This is a genomic window from Cedecea neteri (genome assembly GCF_000757825.1).
GTDB lineage: Bacteria > Pseudomonadota > Gammaproteobacteria > Enterobacterales > Enterobacteriaceae > Cedecea > Cedecea selenatireducens.
In genome coordinates, this window is sequence record NZ_CP009451.1 from 3,279,328 (window position 1) to 3,296,160 (window position 16,833).

The 16,833-nt window shown below is 55.8% G+C and carries 13 protein-coding genes and 2 pseudogenes; 9 read left to right on the forward strand and 6 right to left on the reverse strand.

Translation table 11 applies throughout. The features are described 5' to 3' along the window. Positions 1-5: 5 nt before the first annotated feature. Genes cpdA through parE form a run of 3 tightly spaced genes read left to right on the forward strand, consistent with a single transcriptional unit; the run spans position 6 to position 3,346 of the window. Positions 6-833 carry a 3',5'-cyclic-AMP phosphodiesterase gene (gene cpdA, locus JT31_RS15220; protein ID WP_038478827.1) on the forward strand — a complete coding sequence of 276 codons (828 nt, stop codon included), beginning with the start codon at positions 6-8 and terminating at the stop codon, positions 831-833. Then, the gene (gene yqiA / locus JT31_RS15225; protein ID WP_038478830.1) at positions 833-1,408 is read left to right on the forward strand and encodes an esterase YqiA; all 576 of its coding nucleotides are present in this window, start codon (positions 833-835) and stop codon (positions 1,406-1,408) included. The genes cpdA and yqiA overlap by 1 nt, the downstream gene beginning before the upstream one ends. A 45-nt stretch (positions 1,409-1,453) precedes the next feature. Beyond that, positions 1,454-3,346 (forward strand): DNA topoisomerase IV subunit B, encoded by a 1,893-nt coding sequence (gene parE, locus JT31_RS15230; RefSeq protein WP_038478833.1) that lies wholly within the window; start codon positions 1,454-1,456, stop codon positions 3,344-3,346. Positions 3,347-3,412: 66 nt separating this feature from the next. Here parE and JT31_RS15235 read toward each other — a convergent pair whose 3' ends face one another. The 4 genes and pseudogenes from JT31_RS15235 to qseB all read right to left on the reverse strand — a co-directional run bounded on the left by JT31_RS15235 (position 3,413) and on the right by qseB (position 6,475). Then, positions 3,413-3,730 (reverse strand): putative quinol monooxygenase, encoded by a 318-nt coding sequence (locus JT31_RS15235; protein WP_038478836.1) that lies wholly within the window; start codon positions 3,728-3,730, stop codon positions 3,413-3,415. A 30-nt stretch (positions 3,731-3,760) separates the two neighbouring features. Beyond that, complete coding sequence (locus JT31_RS15240; protein ID WP_038478839.1) at positions 3,761-4,342, reverse strand: NAD(P)H-dependent oxidoreductase; 582 nt, start codon at positions 4,340-4,342, stop codon at positions 3,761-3,763. A gap of 116 nt (positions 4,343-4,458) precedes the next feature. Beyond that, positions 4,459-5,819, reverse strand: a pseudogene (gene qseC, locus JT31_RS15245) (quorum sensing histidine kinase QseC). Continuing rightward, a complete protein-coding gene (qseB, locus tag JT31_RS15250) occupies positions 5,813-6,475 on the reverse strand; it encodes a quorum sensing response regulator transcription factor QseB (protein ID WP_038478842.1) in 663 nt (220 codons plus the stop codon). The pseudogene qseC and the gene qseB overlap by 7 nt, the downstream one beginning before the upstream one ends. Positions 6,476-6,666: 191 nt before the next feature. Between qseB and JT31_RS15255 the strand changes: the two genes are divergently transcribed. From JT31_RS15255 to JT31_RS15280, 6 genes and pseudogenes are all read left to right on the forward strand, one after another. Beyond that, complete coding sequence (locus JT31_RS15255; protein WP_038478845.1) at positions 6,667-7,068, forward strand: YgiW/YdeI family stress tolerance OB fold protein; 402 nt, start codon at positions 6,667-6,669, stop codon at positions 7,066-7,068. A gap of 147 nt (positions 7,069-7,215) precedes the next feature. Next, positions 7,216-9,486 carry a DNA topoisomerase IV subunit A gene (gene parC / locus JT31_RS15260; protein ID WP_038478847.1) on the forward strand — a complete coding sequence of 757 codons (2,271 nt, stop codon included), beginning with the start codon at positions 7,216-7,218 and terminating at the stop codon, positions 9,484-9,486. 90 nt (positions 9,487-9,576) lie between these two features. Then, a complete protein-coding gene (locus tag JT31_RS15265; protein WP_038478850.1) occupies positions 9,577-10,332 on the forward strand; it encodes a 1-acylglycerol-3-phosphate O-acyltransferase in 756 nt (251 codons plus the stop codon). Positions 10,333-10,394: 62 nt separating this feature from the next. Next, positions 10,395-11,807 carry a cell division protein FtsP gene (ftsP, locus tag JT31_RS15270; protein ID WP_038478853.1) on the forward strand — a complete coding sequence of 471 codons (1,413 nt, stop codon included), beginning with the start codon at positions 10,395-10,397 and terminating at the stop codon, positions 11,805-11,807. Positions 11,808-11,957: 150 nt separating this feature from the next. Continuing rightward, positions 11,958-14,176 (forward strand): annotated as a pseudogene (locus JT31_RS15275) (YgiQ family radical SAM protein); the annotation flags it as partial. Between the two features lie 120 nt (positions 14,177-14,296). After that, positions 14,297-14,959 carry an HAD family hydrolase gene (locus tag JT31_RS15280; protein ID WP_038483185.1) on the forward strand — a complete coding sequence of 221 codons (663 nt, stop codon included), beginning with the start codon at positions 14,297-14,299 and terminating at the stop codon, positions 14,957-14,959. 41 nt (positions 14,960-15,000) lie between these two features. Here JT31_RS15280 and phnE (JT31_RS15285) read toward each other — a convergent pair whose 3' ends face one another. Together phnE (JT31_RS15285) and phnE (JT31_RS15290) are read right to left on the reverse strand one after the other, a co-directional pair. Then, positions 15,001-15,882 (reverse strand): phosphonate ABC transporter, permease protein PhnE, encoded by an 882-nt coding sequence (gene phnE, locus JT31_RS15285; RefSeq protein WP_038478859.1) that lies wholly within the window; start codon positions 15,880-15,882, stop codon positions 15,001-15,003. Continuing rightward, entirely contained in the window at positions 15,879-16,748 is an 870-nt protein-coding gene (gene phnE, locus JT31_RS15290) for a phosphonate ABC transporter, permease protein PhnE (RefSeq protein ID WP_038478862.1), read from the reverse strand. The genes phnE (JT31_RS15285) and phnE (JT31_RS15290) overlap by 4 nt, the downstream gene beginning before the upstream one ends. Positions 16,749-16,833: the final 85 nt, after the last annotated feature.

Here is a 16,833-nt window from a genome sequence, read left to right on the forward strand (position 1 = left end):
ACCATTTGGAAAGCCTGTTAACCCTTCCTGTGGCCGATGGGGGCCGAATCAGGATATTGCAAATAACCGATACCCATCTGTTCGCTGGGAAGAACGAAACGCTGCTCGGTATTAATACCTGGAAGAGCTATCAGGCAGTGCTGGCCGCTATCCACGCCGAACAGCGTACCTGTGACTTGCTGGTGGCAACCGGCGATTTGGCTCAGGATCACAGCGTGGAGGCTTATCAGCATTTTGCTGAAGGGATCTCCAGTATTGCTGCGCCCTGCGTTTGGCTCCCGGGCAATCATGATTTCCAGCCGGCGATGTTTGGCGCCCTGCAGGAAGCCGGCATTTCACCGGCAAAGCGGGTCTATATCGGCAACCACTGGCAAATTTTGCTGCTGGACAGTCAGGTCTTCGGCGTTCCTCACGGTGAACTAAGCGACTATCAGCTGGAATGGCTGGAGCGACAGCTGGCCGCTGCGCCGGAACGCCACACGTTACTTCTGCTGCACCATCATCCTCTGCCTGCTGGTTGTAGCTGGCTGGATCAGCATAGCCTGCGTAACGCTGCGGCATTGGATGCGGTACTCAGGCCCTGGCCGCAGGTGAAAACCCTGCTCTGCGGGCATATTCATCAGGAACTGGATCTCGACTGGAACGGCCGCAGAATGCTGGCGACGCCTTCGACATGCGTCCAGTTCAAACCGCACTGCGCTAACTTTACGCTCGATACCATTGAACCCGGCTGGCGCTGGCTCGATCTGTATCCTGATGGCAGCCTGACTACCGAAGTTTGTCGACTGCAAACCGGTAAATTCAGCCCTGACACGGCTTCTGAGGGTTATTAATGCCGGCGTTACTTTATCTGCACGGGTTTAACAGCTCGCCTGCTTCCGCGAAGGCTACCCGCTTTAAGGTGTGGCTGACGCAGCATCATCCCGAAATAGAAATGATTGTGCCACAGCTGCCACCGTACCCGGCGGATGCCTCCGAGCTGCTGGAGTCGCTGGTGCTTGAACGCGGCGGTGAGCCGCTGGGCATTGTTGGTTCCTCGTTGGGCGGCTATTACGCAACCTGGCTTTCGCAGTGCTTCACGCTGCCTGCGGTGGTGGTTAACCCGGCCGTCCGCCCCTTTGAGCTGTTGGTGGATTATCTCGGCAAGAACGAGAACCCCTACACCGGGCAGCAATATGTGCTAGAGTCACGCCATATTTACGATCTGAAAGTCATGCAGATTGACCCGTTGGAAGCGCCGGATTTGATTTGGCTGCTGCAACAAACGGGCGATGAGGTGCTTGATTACCGCCAGGCCGTTGCGTACTACGCGCTTTGCCGCCAGACGGTGAAACCCGGAGGCAATCACGCTTTTACGGGCTTCGAAGATTATTTCACACAGATTGTCGACTTCCTCGGCTTACGCTGAGGCCAGACGGCCGATTTCCTGTTTCGCTATCTGAATGAATAAACCATGACGCAATCCTATAATGCCGATGATATAGAGGTGCTCACCGGGCTTGAGCCAGTTCGCCGCCGCCCGGGGATGTACACCGACACCACTCGTCCTAACCATTTAGGGCAGGAAGTCATTGATAACAGCGTGGATGAAGCGCTGGCGGGTCACGCCAAACGCGTGGACGTCATCCTGCATGCCGATCAGTCTCTGGAAGTCATTGACGACGGGCGAGGGATGCCTGTTGATATCCATTCCGAAGAGAAGGTTCCGGCCATTGAGCTGATCCTTTGTCGCCTGCACGCAGGCGGTAAATTCTCCAATAAAAACTACCAGTTTTCCGGCGGCCTTCACGGCGTAGGGATTTCCGTGGTTAACGCCCTTTCCAAACGCGTTGAAGTGACCGTCCGCCGTGACGCTCAGGTATACAGCATCGCTTTTGAAAACGGCGATAAAGTGCAGGATCTGGAAGTGATTGGCACCTGCGGTAAGCGTAATACCGGCACCAGCGTTCACTTCTGGCCGGATGAAAGCTTCTTCGATAGCCCGCGTTTTTCCGTTTCACGCCTCAGCCACCTGCTGAAAGCGAAGGCCGTGCTGTGCCCTGGGGTAGAAATTACCTTTACCGATAAAGTGAATAACACCGAGCAGCGCTGGTGCTATCTGGATGGCCTGAACGATTACCTGTGCGAAGCGGTGAATGGCCTGATAACGCTGCCGGAAGCGCCATTTATCGGCAATTTCTCTGGCGATACCGAAGCGGTTGACTGGGCGCTGCTCTGGCTGCCGGAAGGCGGCGAGCTGCTGACGGAAAGCTACGTCAACCTGATCCCAACCATGCAGGGCGGGACGCATGTCAATGGCCTGCGTCAGGGCCTGCTCGACGCGATGCGGGAGTTCTGCGAATACCGCAATATTCTGCCGCGTGGCGTGAAGCTTTCTGCGGAAGATATCTGGGAGCGCTGCGCCTACGTGCTGTCGGTCAAAATGCAGGATCCTCAGTTTGCCGGTCAGACCAAAGAACGTCTGTCTTCGCGCCAGTGTGCGGCTTTTGTCTCTGGCGTAGTGAAAGATGCTTTCAGCCTGTGGCTGAACCAGAACGTGCAGGCGGCGGAACAGCTGGCCGAGCTGGCTATTTCCAGCGCCCAGAGGCGTATGCGTGCGGCGAAAAAAGTTGTGCGTAAGAAGCTGACCAGCGGCCCGGCGCTACCAGGCAAGCTGGCTGACTGTAGCGCGCAGGATTTAACCCGCACCGAACTTTTCCTGGTGGAAGGGGACTCGGCGGGAGGCTCTGCGAAGCAGGCTCGCGACCGTGAGTATCAGGCGATCATGCCGCTGAAAGGTAAGATCCTGAACACATGGGAAGTTTCCTCTGACGAAGTGCTGGCCTCGCAGGAAGTTCACGACATCTCCGTGGCGATCGGTATCGATCCTGACAGCGAAGATCTGAGCCAGCTGCGCTACGGCAAAGTTTGTATTCTTGCGGATGCGGACTCCGACGGTCTGCACATTGCCACGCTGCTGTGCGCGCTCTTTGTACGCCACTTCCGGTCGTTAGTGAAAGGCGGTCACGTTTATGTGGCAATGCCGCCGCTCTACCGCATCGATTTGGGTAAAGAGGTTTATTACGCGCTGGACGAAGAAGAAAAAGCGGGCGTGCTGGAACAGCTTAAGCGTAAGAAAGGGAAGCCAAACGTGCAGCGCTTTAAAGGCCTGGGCGAGATGAATCCGCTTCAGCTGCGCGAAACCACGCTTGATCCTAACACCCGCCGTCTTGTGCAACTGACTATCAGCGATGAAGACGATCAGCGCACCCTGGCGACTATGGATATGCTGCTTGCCAAGAAACGTTCAGAAGACCGTCGTAACTGGCTGCAAGAAAAAGGCGACATGGCCGATATCGAGGGTTAAAAAACCTTTATCCAAAACGTAAAAGGGATGGCCATAGCCATCCCTTTTTGCATTCCAGCCAGCCGGTTATTTCACGGCTTCTTCGAGAATGCGGATATGTACTTCCAGCACGTCTTCTTTCACGCGAGCGCTATGCTCTTTCATGTGCGTAGTCTGAAGATGGGCTTCCAGATGCGCAACGCTTTCCCATTTTTCCAGCATGAAGATGGAATCCGGGGCGGTGGTCTGGAATGCGACCTGGGCGTTGTGATCGACCAGCGGCGCGTAGCCGTGGCAGCCGTCTTCCTGCAGTACGGTTGGAATAATCTTCTCAAATGCCGCAATCACAGCCTGGCGGTGGTGTGAACCGGGACGTGTGCGAATTTCTGCAATCACTGTCAGCATGACTAACTCCTTATGTTGTCCGGCAAACAGTTAAGCAAAAATACCAGCCAGATGCTTGCGATATTCTGCTACATAATGTGGCACGTCCGGAGATTTGATGACGTCATTAGCGATAAAGGTAGGTAACCCTTCCATGCCCAGGAACTGGTTAGCCTTGTGGAACGGAAGATACACGCCGTCTACGCCAACGCCATGGAAGAACTGATCTTTTTCGGTGAAAGCTTCTAAAGGCGCGTTCCACGTCAGGGAGATCATGTAGGTTTTACCCTGAATCAAGCCGCCGGAGCCATATTTTTTAGACGCATCTGAACGGGTACGGCCGTCGCTTGCGTACAGGGAGCCGTGGCCTTCGGTGAACACATCGTCGATGTATTTTTTGACCGTCCACGGGGCACCCATCCACCAGCCCGGCATCTGCCAGATGATGCTGTCAGCCCAGAGGAACTTCTCAACTTCCGCTTTGACGTCGTATTCGCTGTCCGCGCGGGTCACCTGAACATCATGCCCGAGGTCGCGCAAATAGCTTTCCGCGACTTCAGTCAGGGTGTCATTAAGCTGGCCGTTGGAGTGACCGAATTTTTTACCGCCGTTGATAATCAGGATATTGCTCATCGTTAGCCCTTAAATAATTACGTTTGACAACCATTGTAATGAGATCGTCATCACGAAAAAATGGCTAAAATGTGCAAAGACTTTTGCTGTACAAGCAATAATCAGCTGCGAGTAGGTTAGCGCCAGCTGATGCAAACCCGGAAACCGCCGTTCTCCGCGTTACCGAAAGCGGTCTGCATATCGTGCAAAGCGGCAATTCTACTCACAATGCATAATCCCAGTCCGCTGCCGGTTTTAAGCTGGCCCGGAGGGCGGAAGAAGCGTTCGCCCAGCGAGGTCAGGTGCTCAGGACTTACGCCAGGCCCATTGTCGATGATCTCCAGCGTATGTCCGCGTAAAACGACGTGCACAATGCTGCCAGGCGGGCTGTAGCGCACGGCGTTATCGAGAATGTTACGCAGCATTAGCCCGAGAAGAAGTGGCTGACCACGGCGAATAACCGGTTGCTCCTGCATTTGCAGGCGAATGTCGACTTGCTCGCGTTGAGCGCCGTGCCAGGCTTCCATCACGCTTTCCTGAAGCAGCTTCTGCAGCGAGACTTCCTGCACATCATTGAGCCCGGCCAGGGAATCTAACCGCGACAGCGTCAGCAATTGCTCAACAAGGCGTGACGCACGGTCAATGCCCTGGTGGAGGTGATTAAGCGCTTGTTCCCTGACCTGAGCGTCATTTTCTGCCAGTTGGGCCACCTCAGCCTGTACTTTCAGGGCAGCCAGCGGGCTGCGGAGTTCGTGGGCTGCATCGGACGTAAAGCGTCGTTCGCGCTGCATGAACGCCTCTGTGCGATCAAATAGCTGGTTTAGTGCTTCAACAAGCGGTCTGACTTCAAGCGGGAGCGGCCGTGTTTCCAGCTGGCTGTTGTCGCCCGGCGGGCGGTGCTGTAGCTTCTGCGCCAGTTTACGCAGCGGGGCCAGTTCGGCAGTGACTAGCCAAATCAGCAATACCAGCATCAGCGGCAGCGCGATTAGCCAGGGCGTTAACTGAGCAGAAACAATATCCAGGGCCATATCGTTCCTGTAGTCCCACTCCTGGCCGACCACTATGCGATAACGCCCATCCGGCGTTGTCAGCCATACCAGCCGCCACAGATCGTCATCGTGCTCAAGTTGCCCATCAACAAATCCGTCTCTATGCCAGGAGTAAGTCAGCCCTTACCGCTATCGCCATCATTGAGTACAAGCCTGCCGTCTGCGGTAAAAATGGCAAAAGCGAGCGTGTCATCATCAAGCTTACCGCGGTGTTTTTTAAGCATGTTTTTACTGCGGGGAAGCTGTGATTCAGCGTTTGTCGCGACGTCAAAATCCAGCACGCTTAACCGCTTGGCAAACAGCAGTTGCTGCGTATCGAAAAGCTTGTTTAGTGATTTACGGGCTTCGTACCACGCGGCGGTGCTGGCAAAGGCCGCTGCTGCGAGGGTAAGCACGATAAAACCTACTGTCAGGCGGGTGCGCAGGCTTTTGGTCAACGTCCTCAGCATGTATCACCCAGCGTATAGCCAATACCATGCACGGTGCGAATAAAGCCGCTACCCAGCTTTTTGCGTAGATGGTGGATGTGGACTTCAAGGGCATTGCGTGACACTTCGTCGTCCCAGTTATAGATTTTTTCCTCGATTAACGTGCGTGGCAGAACGCGTCCGGCGTTTCGCATCAGCAGTTCCAGCAGGGCAAATTCCTTAGGCTTTAGCTGTAAGGGTTCACCATTGAGCGAGGCGGTGAGGTTTGTCGGGGAAAGCACGACGTTGCCGTAGGTCAGTTCAGGCTGTGCGTGGCCGTGCGCACGGCGAATGAGTACCTGCAGCCGGACAGCCACTTCGGTAAGCGCAAAAGGTTTACAAAGGTAGTCATCCGCACCCAGTTGGAGACCTTCAATGCGCTCGTCCAGCGAATCTCTGGCCGTTAAAATCAGCACCGGTTCGTTGTGCCCTTCTTTACGCCAGGTTCGTAGAATGTCCAGACCATCCATGCCCGGCAGGCTTAGGTCCAGTACGACGGCGTCGTAAGGTGCCTGGCCGAGCGCGGCACGCCCTTGTGCTCCATCGCTAAACCAGTCGACCGCAAACCCCATTTTGATCAACCCGGCTTTGATGCCGTCGCCAATCAGCGGATCGTCCTCAATTAATAGTAGGCGCATGGTGCACTCCTTGTTGCTGCCGTTGAGAGGTGAAGTAAATACCCGAAGCGCTTGTGTGTACAGAAGAAAAGCCCGGGCCTTCGGCAATAATCGCAAATGCATAAAAAAAACAGTTTATGCCGCAAGGATTAAGATCCCGCTAAGATTTGGGCGCTTTAATAGGGGCTAAGAAACGAAAGGAGAATAACATTATGAAAAAGACTGCAGCTTTGTTCGCCATTATTGCTTTAACTTCCGCCCCTCTTTTTGCCGCGCAAACGGGCGGTTTTGTTGACCCGAATGCGGCTGTGCAAACTCAGCCGGTACAGCAGGGCGGCTTCGTTGGCCCAACGGGCAGTAAAACCACGGTGAAGCAGGCAAAAACATTCTCTGATGACACCTGGGTAACGCTGACCGGTAAAATCGAACAGCGCATTGGTGGTGATGACTACATCTTCCGTGACGCGACCGACAGCATCAACGTGGACATCGACCATAAGCGCTGGAACGGCCAGACTGTTACCCCGCAGGATACCGTCGAAATTCAGGGTAAGGTCGATAAAGACTGGAACTCGATTGAAATCGACGTAAAGCAAATTAACAAACTGAAGTAACGCCAAAAAAGCGGTAAGCCTTCTCGGGCTACCGCTTCGTTTAAAGCTATTCATCGCTATGACTCGACAGGCCAGATAAGGTACTATCGGCGGCAATTACGTCGATTGTGGCCACAATCGGCTCGTCAGTTTGAGGATGAATGAGCAATGAGTGATTTGACTCATGATGGTGCTGAGCGTCTTGCGCTGCACGAATTCACGGAAAATGCGTATCTCAACTATTCCATGTACGTCATCATGGACCGCGCCCTGCCGTTTATCGGTGACGGGCTTAAGCCGGTTCAGCGTCGAATCGTATATGCGATGTCAGAGCTGGGGCTAAACGCCAGCGCGAAATTCAAAAAATCTGCACGTACCGTGGGTGATGTGCTGGGTAAATACCATCCGCATGGCGACAGCGCCTGTTATGAAGCGATGGTCCTGATGGCGCAGCCATTCTCATACCGCTATCCGTTGGTAGACGGGCAGGGGAACTGGGGGGCACCGGATGATCCTAAGTCCTTTGCCGCGATGCGTTATACCGAATCTCGCCTGTCGAAATACGCGGAGCTGCTGCTCGGGGAACTCGGTCAGGGAACGGTAGATTACGTCCCGAACTTTGACGGTACGCTGCAGGAACCGAAGATGCTGCCTGCGCGTTTACCGAACATCCTGCTTAACGGGACAACCGGGATCGCCGTGGGTATGGCAACCGACATTCCTCCGCATAACCTGCGTGAGGTTGCTCAGGCCGCCATTACGCTCATTGATCAGCCTAAAACTACGCTCGACGACCTGCTCGATATCGTTCACGGTCCTGACTATCCGACCGAGGCTGAGATCATTACGCCGCGTGAAGATATCCGCAAAATTTACCAGAACGGGCGCGGTTCAGTCCGCATGCGTGCGGTATGGCGTAAAGAAGACGGTGATGTGGTGATTACCGCCTTGCCTCACCAGGTGTCCGGTGCTCGCGTGTTGGAGCAGATTGCCAGCCAGATGCGCGCTAAAAAGCTGCCGATGGTGGAAGACCTGCGGGATGAATCGAACCATGAAAACCCGACGCGCCTGGTGATTGTGCCTCGTTCTAATCGCGTGGACGTCGAACAGGTGATGAACCATCTCTTCGCAACCACCGATCTGGAAAAAAGCTATCGCATTAACCTGAACATGATTGGTCTGGACGGTCGTCCGGCGGTGAAAAACCTGCTGGAGATCCTCAGCGAATGGCTGGTTTACCGCCGCGATACGGTGCGCCGTCGCCTGAACTATCGTCTGGAAAAAGTCCTCAAGCGCCTGCATATCCTCGAAGGTTTGCTGGTGGCGTTCCTCAATATCGACGAAGTGATCCACATCATTCGTAGCGAGGATGAGCCCAAGCCGGCGCTGATGTCCCGTTTTGGTATCAGCGAAACTCAGGCCGAAGCCATCCTTGAGCTGAAACTTCGCCACCTCGCCAGGCTCGAAGAAGTGAAGATCCGCGGTGAGCAGGACGAGCTGGAAAAAGAACGCGATCAGCTGCAGGGCATTCTCGCTTCCGAGCGTAAAATGAACACCCTGCTGAAAAAAGAACTGCAATCAGACGCCGATACCTACGGCGACGCTCGTCGTTCTCCACTGCATGAGCGCGGCGAAGCGAAAGCGATGAGCGAGCACGACATGGTGCCGTCTGAACCGGTCACCATCGTGCTGTCGCAGATGGGCTGGGTGCGTAGCGCCAAAGGCCACGATATTGACGCACCGGGCCTGAGCTACAAAGCCGGTGACAGCTATCTGGGCTCAGCCAAAGGCAAAAGCAACCAGCCTGTGGCGTTCATCGACTCCACGGGAAGAAGCTATGCGCTGGACCCAATCACTTTACCGTCAGCGCGCGGTCAGGGTGAGCCTTTAACGGGTAAACTTACGCCGCCGCCGGGCGCGACCGTGGACTATGTTCTGATGGCTGCAGACGATCAGAAACTGCTGATGGCTTCGGATGCAGGCTATGGTTTTGTCTGTACCTTTAACGACGTCGTGTCGCGTAATCGCGCAGGTAAAGCGCTGATTTCCCTGCCTGATAATGCACGCATCCTCCCACCGCTGGAAATTCATAGCGCAGACGACATGCTGCTGGCTATCACTGCCGCCGGGCGTATGCTGATGTTCCCGGTGAGTGATTTGCCGGAACTGTCTAAAGGTAAGGGCAATAAGATTATCTCTATTCCGGCGGCAGAAGCGGCCAAAGGTGAAGATAAGCTGGCGCACCTGTTTATCCTGCCGCCGCAGAGCACCCTGACCCTGCACGTTGGCAAGCGCAAAATTAAGCTGCGCCCTGAAGAACTGCAGAAAATCACCGGTGAGCGAGGTCGTCGCGGGACGTTAATGCGCGGCCTGCAGCGCATAGATCGGGTAGATGTCGACTCCCCAATGCGGGCAGGGGCTGGAGACAGCGAAGAATAATCCGGGGTACGGCGGCGAGGTTGCCGCCGTCCGGTGTGTTTTACGCTAAAGCCGATATACTTATCAACGGCTTCGGCTCATGAGGTAGTTATGCTAGCGATTGTACGTTTTATTATTGTCGTTATTTACTGCATCCTGGTATGCATCTTAGGTTCAATTTATTGTCTGTTTAGCCCACGTAATCCGCGCCATGTGGCAACCTTTGGGCACCTTTTCGGGCGTCTTGCGCCGGTATTTGGTCTTAAGGTAGAAACCCGCTTACCTGCCGGGGCTGAAAATCACCCTACTGCGATATACATCGGGAACCATCAGAACAACTACGATATGGTCACCGCCGCTAATATCGTCCAGCCGCCAACGGTTACGGTCGGGAAAAAAAGCCTGATGTGGATCCCGTTCTTTGGCCAGCTTTACTGGCTGACGGGCAACCTGCTGATTGACCGCGATAACCGGGCGAAAGCCCACAGCACCATTTCTCAGGTTGTTGACCAGATTCGCAAGCGCAACGTGTCAATCTGGATGTTCCCAGAGGGCACCCGTAGCCGCGGGCGTGGCCTGCTGCCGTTTAAAACCGGCGCGTTTCATGCGGCTATTGCGGCCGGTGTCCCGATTATTCCGGTGTGTGTTTCCAATACCAGTAATAAAATTAAGCTAAACCGTTGGAACAACGGCTTAGTCATTGTCGAAATGCTGCCGCCTGTTGATATCAGCGCTTATGGTAAAGATCAGGTACGTAAGCTGGCCACCGACTGTCGTGAACTGATGATGGCCAAAATCGACGAACTAAATCAGGAAGTCGCCGCGCGTGAAGCCGCCGGCAAAGTTGAAAAGAATCAGGCGCATTAATCGCCGACTTTGGCGGTACGGTTTGTATCGCCCCTCGTTATTCAGTTTTACATGGAGCAATTATGTCACTCAGTCGGCGTCAGTTTATTCAGGCATCCGGAGTTGCGCTTTGTGCCAGCTCGGTGCCGCTGAGGGCAAACGCGGCAGGGCAGCAGCAACCTTTACCGGTTCCCCCCCTGCTTGAATCTCGCCGTGGCCAGCCGTTATTCCTGACGTTGCAGCGTGCCCACTGGTCATTTACCGGTGGCGCAAAAGCCCCCGTTTGGGGCTTAAACGGGCGCTATATGGGGCCAACGATTCGCGTCTGGAGCGGTGACGACGTGAAGATGATTTACAGCAACCGCCTGCAAGAAAACGTCGCGATGACCATTGCTGGCCTGCAGGTGCCGGGCCCGCTGATTGGCGGTGCTGCACGTATGATGTCACCTAACGTGGACTGGGCACCCGTGCTGCCCATTCGCCAACGAGCCGCAACGCTTTGGTATCACGCCAATACGCCAAATCGTACCGCAAGGCAGGTTTACAACGGCCTGGCGGGGATGTGGTTGATTGAGGACGAGGTCAGCAAGTCCCTGCCCATTCCTAACCACTACGGCGTCGACGACTTCCCGATCATCATCCAGGACAAACGTCTCGATAATTTCGGTGCGCCAGAATACCAGGAGCCGGGCAGCGGTGGTTTTGTTGGCGATACGCTGTTAGTTAACGGGGTGCAAAGTCCATACGTTGAAGTGTCCCGCGGCTGGGTGCGGCTGCGCTTGTTGAATGCATCCAACTCTCGCCGCTATCAGCTGCAAATGAGCGACGGCCGTTCGATAGCGGTGATTTCCAGCGATCAGGGCTTCCTGCCTGCGCCGGTTTCGGTCAAGCAGCTGTCGCTGGCGCCGGGAGAGCGTCGGGAAATTCTTATCGACATGACCGAAGGGAAAGAAGTGTCGATCACCGCCGGTGAAGCTGCCGGCATTATGGACCGCATTCGCGGCTTCTTTGAGCCGTCGAGCATTTTGATTTCCACGCTGGTGTTAACGCTGCGTCCGACAGGGCTGCTGCCGCTGGTCACCGACACGCTGCCAATGCGCCTGCTGCCGGAAGAGATCATGGGCGGTAACCCGACGCGCAGCCGTGAAATCACCCTCGGTGACGATCCCGGTATTAACGGCCAGCTGTGGGATATGAAGCGTATTGATATTCAGACCCAGCAGGGAACCTGGGAGCGCTGGACGGTGCGCGCGGACACGCCGCAGTCTTTCCACATTGAAGGCGTCAGTTTCCTGGTTCGTAACGTCAACGGGGCTTCGCCATTTGGGGAAGATCGCGGGTGGAAGGATACCGTGTGGGTAGACGGGCAGGTCGAGCTTCTGGTCTATTTTGGCCAGCCGTCCTGGGAGCATTTCCCGTTCCTTTATTCCAGCCAGACGCTGGAGCTTGCCGACCGCGGTTCTATTGGTCAGCTGCTGGTTCAGCCCGCGCCGTAGTTTTTACCCTCACCTAACCCTCTCCCTAAAAGGGAGAGGGGACAGCATGGCACTCTACACCGAGTCTTTTCCCCCTCGCCCCTTTGGGGAGAGGGTTGGGGTGAGGGGGCATAAAACCCAGAATAACCCTTCAAAAACTACTGCCAATCGGCGTATAATCGCCGCCCTTTTGTTCATTTCTACATCATCTTTTCGGACATCCTATGAGCGTCAAAAGCCTGATCCAGCCGGATCGCGAACTCTTTTCGTGGCCACAATACTGGGCCGCCTGTTTTGGACCGGCACCGTTTTTACCCATGTCCCGTGAGGAGATGGATGAACTCGGCTGGGACAGCTGCGACATCATTCTGGTTACCGGTGATGCCTATGTTGACCACCCAAGCTTCGGGATGGCGATCTGCGGCCGTATGCTGGAGGCGCAGGGCTTCCGCGTTGGTATTATTTCCCAGCCGGACTGGTCCACGAAGCAGGACTTTATGCGCCTCGGCAAGCCAAACCTGTTCTTTGGCGTCACCGCAGGGAACATGGACTCGATGATTAACCGCTACACGGCAGACCGTAAGCTGCGCCATGACGATGCCTACACGCCGGATAACGTAGCAGGCAAGCGTCCCGATCGTGCTTCTCTGGTCTATACCCAGCGCTGCAAAGAGGCGTGGCGCGATGTGCCGGTGATCCTTGGTGGCATAGAGGCCAGCCTGCGCCGCACCGCGCATTATGACTACTGGTCCGATACCGTGCGCCGTTCGATTCTGGTGGATGCCAAAGCGGATATGCTGATTTTCGGCAATGGCGAACGTCCGCTGGTGGAAGTGGCGCATCGTCTGGCGAACGGAGAAGGGATCGCTGAAATTTGTGATGTGCGCAATACCGCCATCATGCGCAAAGAGGCGATGCCCGGCTGGGCAGGTGTAGATTCCACCCGTCTTGATACGCCAGGAAAAATCGATCCGATCCCACATCCTTACGGCGACGATCTCCCCTGTGCCGACGGCAATAAACCAAAAGACCAAAAGGCGGATGAAGCCAAAGCCGTTACCGTGCAGCCACCGCGGCCAAAACCGTGGGAGAAGACCTATGTCCTGCTGCCGTCCTTTGAAAAGGTGAAGGCGGATAAGGTGATGTACGCTCACGCTTCGCGGATCCTGCATCATGAAACCAATCCCGGCTGTGCCAGAGCGCTGATGCAGAAGCACGGCGATCGCTATATCTGGATCAACCCGCCGGCGATCCCGCTTTCAACCGAGGAAATGGACAGCGTGTTTGCGCTGCCTTACCAACGCATCCCTCACCCTTCCTATGGCAAGGCGCGTATTCCGGCCTATGAGATGATCCGCTTCTCGGTAAACATTATGCGTGGCTGCTTCGGCGGCTGCTCTTTCTGCTCCATCACAGAGCACGAAGGCCGCATTATTCAAAGCCGATCCGAAGATTCCATCATCAGCGAAATCGAAGCGATGCGCGACAGCGTGCCGGGCTTTACCGGCGTGGTTTCAGACCTGGGCGGCCCAACGGCCAACATGTATATGCTGCGCTGTAAGTCGCCGCGCGCGGAGCAAACCTGCCGCCGCCTGTCGTGCGTTTACCCGGAAATTTGCCAGCATATGGACACCAACCATCAGCCGACTATCGATCTCTATCGTCGTGCACGCGATCTTAAGGGCGTCAAAAAGATCTTAATCGCCTCCGGCGTGCGATACGATCTGGCGGTAGCCGATCCGCGTTACATCAAGGAGTTGGCAACTCATCACGTTGGTGGCTATCTGAAAATTGCTCCTGAACACACCGAAGAGGGGCCGCTGTCGAAAATGATGAAGCCGGGGATGGGGAGCTATCACCGCTTTAAAGAGCTGTTTGATACCTATTCGAAGCAGGCTGGCAAAGAACAGTATCTGATCCCATACTTTATCTCCGCTCACCCTGGAACGCGTGATGAGGATATGGTGAATCTGGCGCTGTGGCTTAAGCAGCATCGTTTCCGCCTCGATCAGGTACAAAACTTCTATCCGTCGCCGTTGGCTAACTCCACCACCATGTATTACACCGGCAAAAATCCGCTGAGTAAGGTGGGCTATAAAAGCGAGGATATCGTGGTGCCGCGCGGCGATCGTCAGCGCCGTCTCCACAAGGCACTGCTGCGCTATCACGATCCGGTGAACTGGCCGTTGATTCGCGAGGCGCTGGAGGCGATGGGCAAAAAGCACCTGATCGGCGGCAGACGCGAATGCCTGGTGCCTTCTCCGACGCTCGAGGAGATGCGTGAGGCCCGTCGAAACACCCGTCACGCCCGCCCGGCGCTCACGAAGCATACCCCGCTTGCGCATCAGCGCCGCACGGCAGCAGCAGGAAAGAGGAAGCCGCTCGGGAAGTAACGGCGTGCTTTCATGCCGCTGTCATTTTTTTCTGCGACAAAGAGGGTAGGGAACCCCTGATCGCCGGGCCTGGCGCTAAGCTGCCCGGCGGCCTCTTTGCTGAAATGAGAAATGAACATGTCTAACCCGCTTTACGTTTTTGACCTCGATCACACCCTGATAGACGCCGACTGCAGCACCCTCTGGAGCCGCTTCCTTTCCCGCGAAGGGCTGATTAAAGACCCCGATTATCTGGCTAAAGAACACAAGCTGATGCTCGACTATCAGCGCGGCGAAATGAATATCCACGAATACGTTGGCGTGACGCTGGCTCCGCTGGCGGGTATGACGATTGCCGATGTGGACACCCTCGTTGCCCGCTGCGTAGAAACCGACGTTCTGCCGCTGGTTTACCCGCAGGCGAAGCGCCTGATTGAGCAATTGCACGCCCAGGGCCAGCAGATGATGATTATCTCTGCGTCCGTCAGCCTGCTGGTGAAAGCCATTGCACCACGGCTTGGCATTAAACATGCGATAGGTATCGACCTGGTGACCGGCAATAACGCTTACACCAGCGTGATAAGCGGCGTGCCGAGCTACCAGACCGGGAAAATTACCCGCCTGAAGGAGTGGCTGCAGGTGAATCCGGAATACAGCGGGGAACTGACGTTTTATACCGATTCCATTAACGATCTGCCGTTGTGTCTGGAGGCCGACCGGGTATTGATGGTCAATCCTTGTCAGAAGCTTGCGGCGCAGGGCGCACGCTACGGTTGGCAAACGCTGAACTGGTCTTTGTAGCATGAGCGGGGCACGGCGAAGACCGCGCCCCGTTTTAGACGTTATTGCGGAGAATAGAGCGGCACCGGCTTACCGGTGATATAGCGTCGGCGCAGCCAGGCAGAAATAGCGTCCATCGCCATCACCACGCAGACCAGAATCAGGGTGATAAACATCACCACGTCCCAGTTCCACAGCCGCATGTTCTCGGCGTACACCAGGCCTACGCCGCCCGCCCCAACAAAGCCCAGCACTGCCGCCGAGCGGGTGTTGGACTCAATCTGATACAGGCTGAGAGAGAGAAACGCCGGGAACGACTGGGTGAAAATCCCGAAGCGGTGTTTCTGAATGCCCGCCGCGCCCACGGCGGTTAATCCCCGACTCGGAGAGCGCTCTACCGCTTCGTGCCCCTCGGCATACAGCCTGCCCAGCAGCCCGGTATCCTGCATGATAATTGCCAGCACGCCTGCCAGCGGGCCAAGCCCAACCGCACGTACGAAAATCAGCCCCCAAATGGCCATGTCGACGCCGCGCAGCAGGTCAAACAGGCGGCGCACCAGCAGCGCGACGATGCGTGCTACCGGGCCCTGCATGATATTGCGGGCGGCAAAAAACGATAGCAGCAGCGCCAGCACCGTGGCGGTTAACGTCCCGGCGAAAACGATGGCGAGCGTAATGGCGATTTGCGAGAAGTAATAGGCGAACGGCCAGTTCATAAAATCATGCCAGACAAACATACGCAGGAAGTAGCGCCCCAGCTGAACCATGCCGCTGAGAATTTGCCCGGAGTCGATGCCGAAGGTGAAAAAGAACCAGATGTAGTAGCCGAGGATGGCGGCGGCCAGCAGGCCGATGTGGCGCAGATAACGCCCCTGCATACGGTAAAGTTCGCGGTGCTGCTCGCGGCTTTGGGTGATATCCGGCGTTGCCTGAAAAGTATTCATTTTTTCCCTTCCAGAACCCAGCGGCGCAGCCTGCCGGACAGGACATCGAGGACCGAAACCACCACGATAATCAGCAGCAGCGTGATGCTGACCTGGTCGTAGCGGTCGAGTTTAATGTTGGTCATCAGCTCCTGCCCAATCCCGCCCGCGCCCACGAGGCCGAGGATGGTGGAGGAACGGAAGTTAATCTCAAAACGCATGAAGCTGTAGGACAGAAAAATAGGTTTTACCTGAGGCCACAGGGCGAAGCGTACGCGCTGGAGTGGCGTAGCGCCGCAGGCCATGAGCCCGCGTACCGGTTTGTCAGATGCACTTTCGATGGCTTCGTAAAACAACTTGGTCAGGCTGCCAACGGTGTGCAGCGCCAGCGCCAGAAATCCCGGAATGGCGCCGATACCAAAGGCCATCACGAACATCACCGCCCACGCCAGCTCCGGCATGGTTCTCAGAAACGCAACCGACGCGCGAACGCCGAAGCGTACGGCGGGCGGCGTCCAGGTATTACCGGCGGCAAGAAATGCCAGCACGGCGGCAATACAGGTCGAAATCAGCGTCGAAGCCAGCGCCAGCTGCAGGGTTTCCCAAATCAGCGGGAGCTGAATGGGGAGACGGTAGCCCCAATAGGCCAGTGAGCCTTTGGTGTGGACGTCGGCCAGCAGAACCGACAGGTGCAGCGTCGGCAGGGTTTCGAACATGTAGTCGAAGAAGTTTGGTAGTGATTGCCAGATGGTAGTCAGGCTGAACTCAGCGATGTGACCGGCGGTAAGATACAGGCCTACCAGCAGCAGAGACCAAATCAGGGTGTCGCGCTTCTGGCGCATTCTGATCTGGTGATAGTAACGTTCAAATTCCGTATTCAACATCATCACTTATTATCCGGTTTGTTTCCGGTGACGGGTCGCCCCGTCCTGATAAAAAAGCACCCTGGCAGGCCGCCGGGGTGCGATTTTT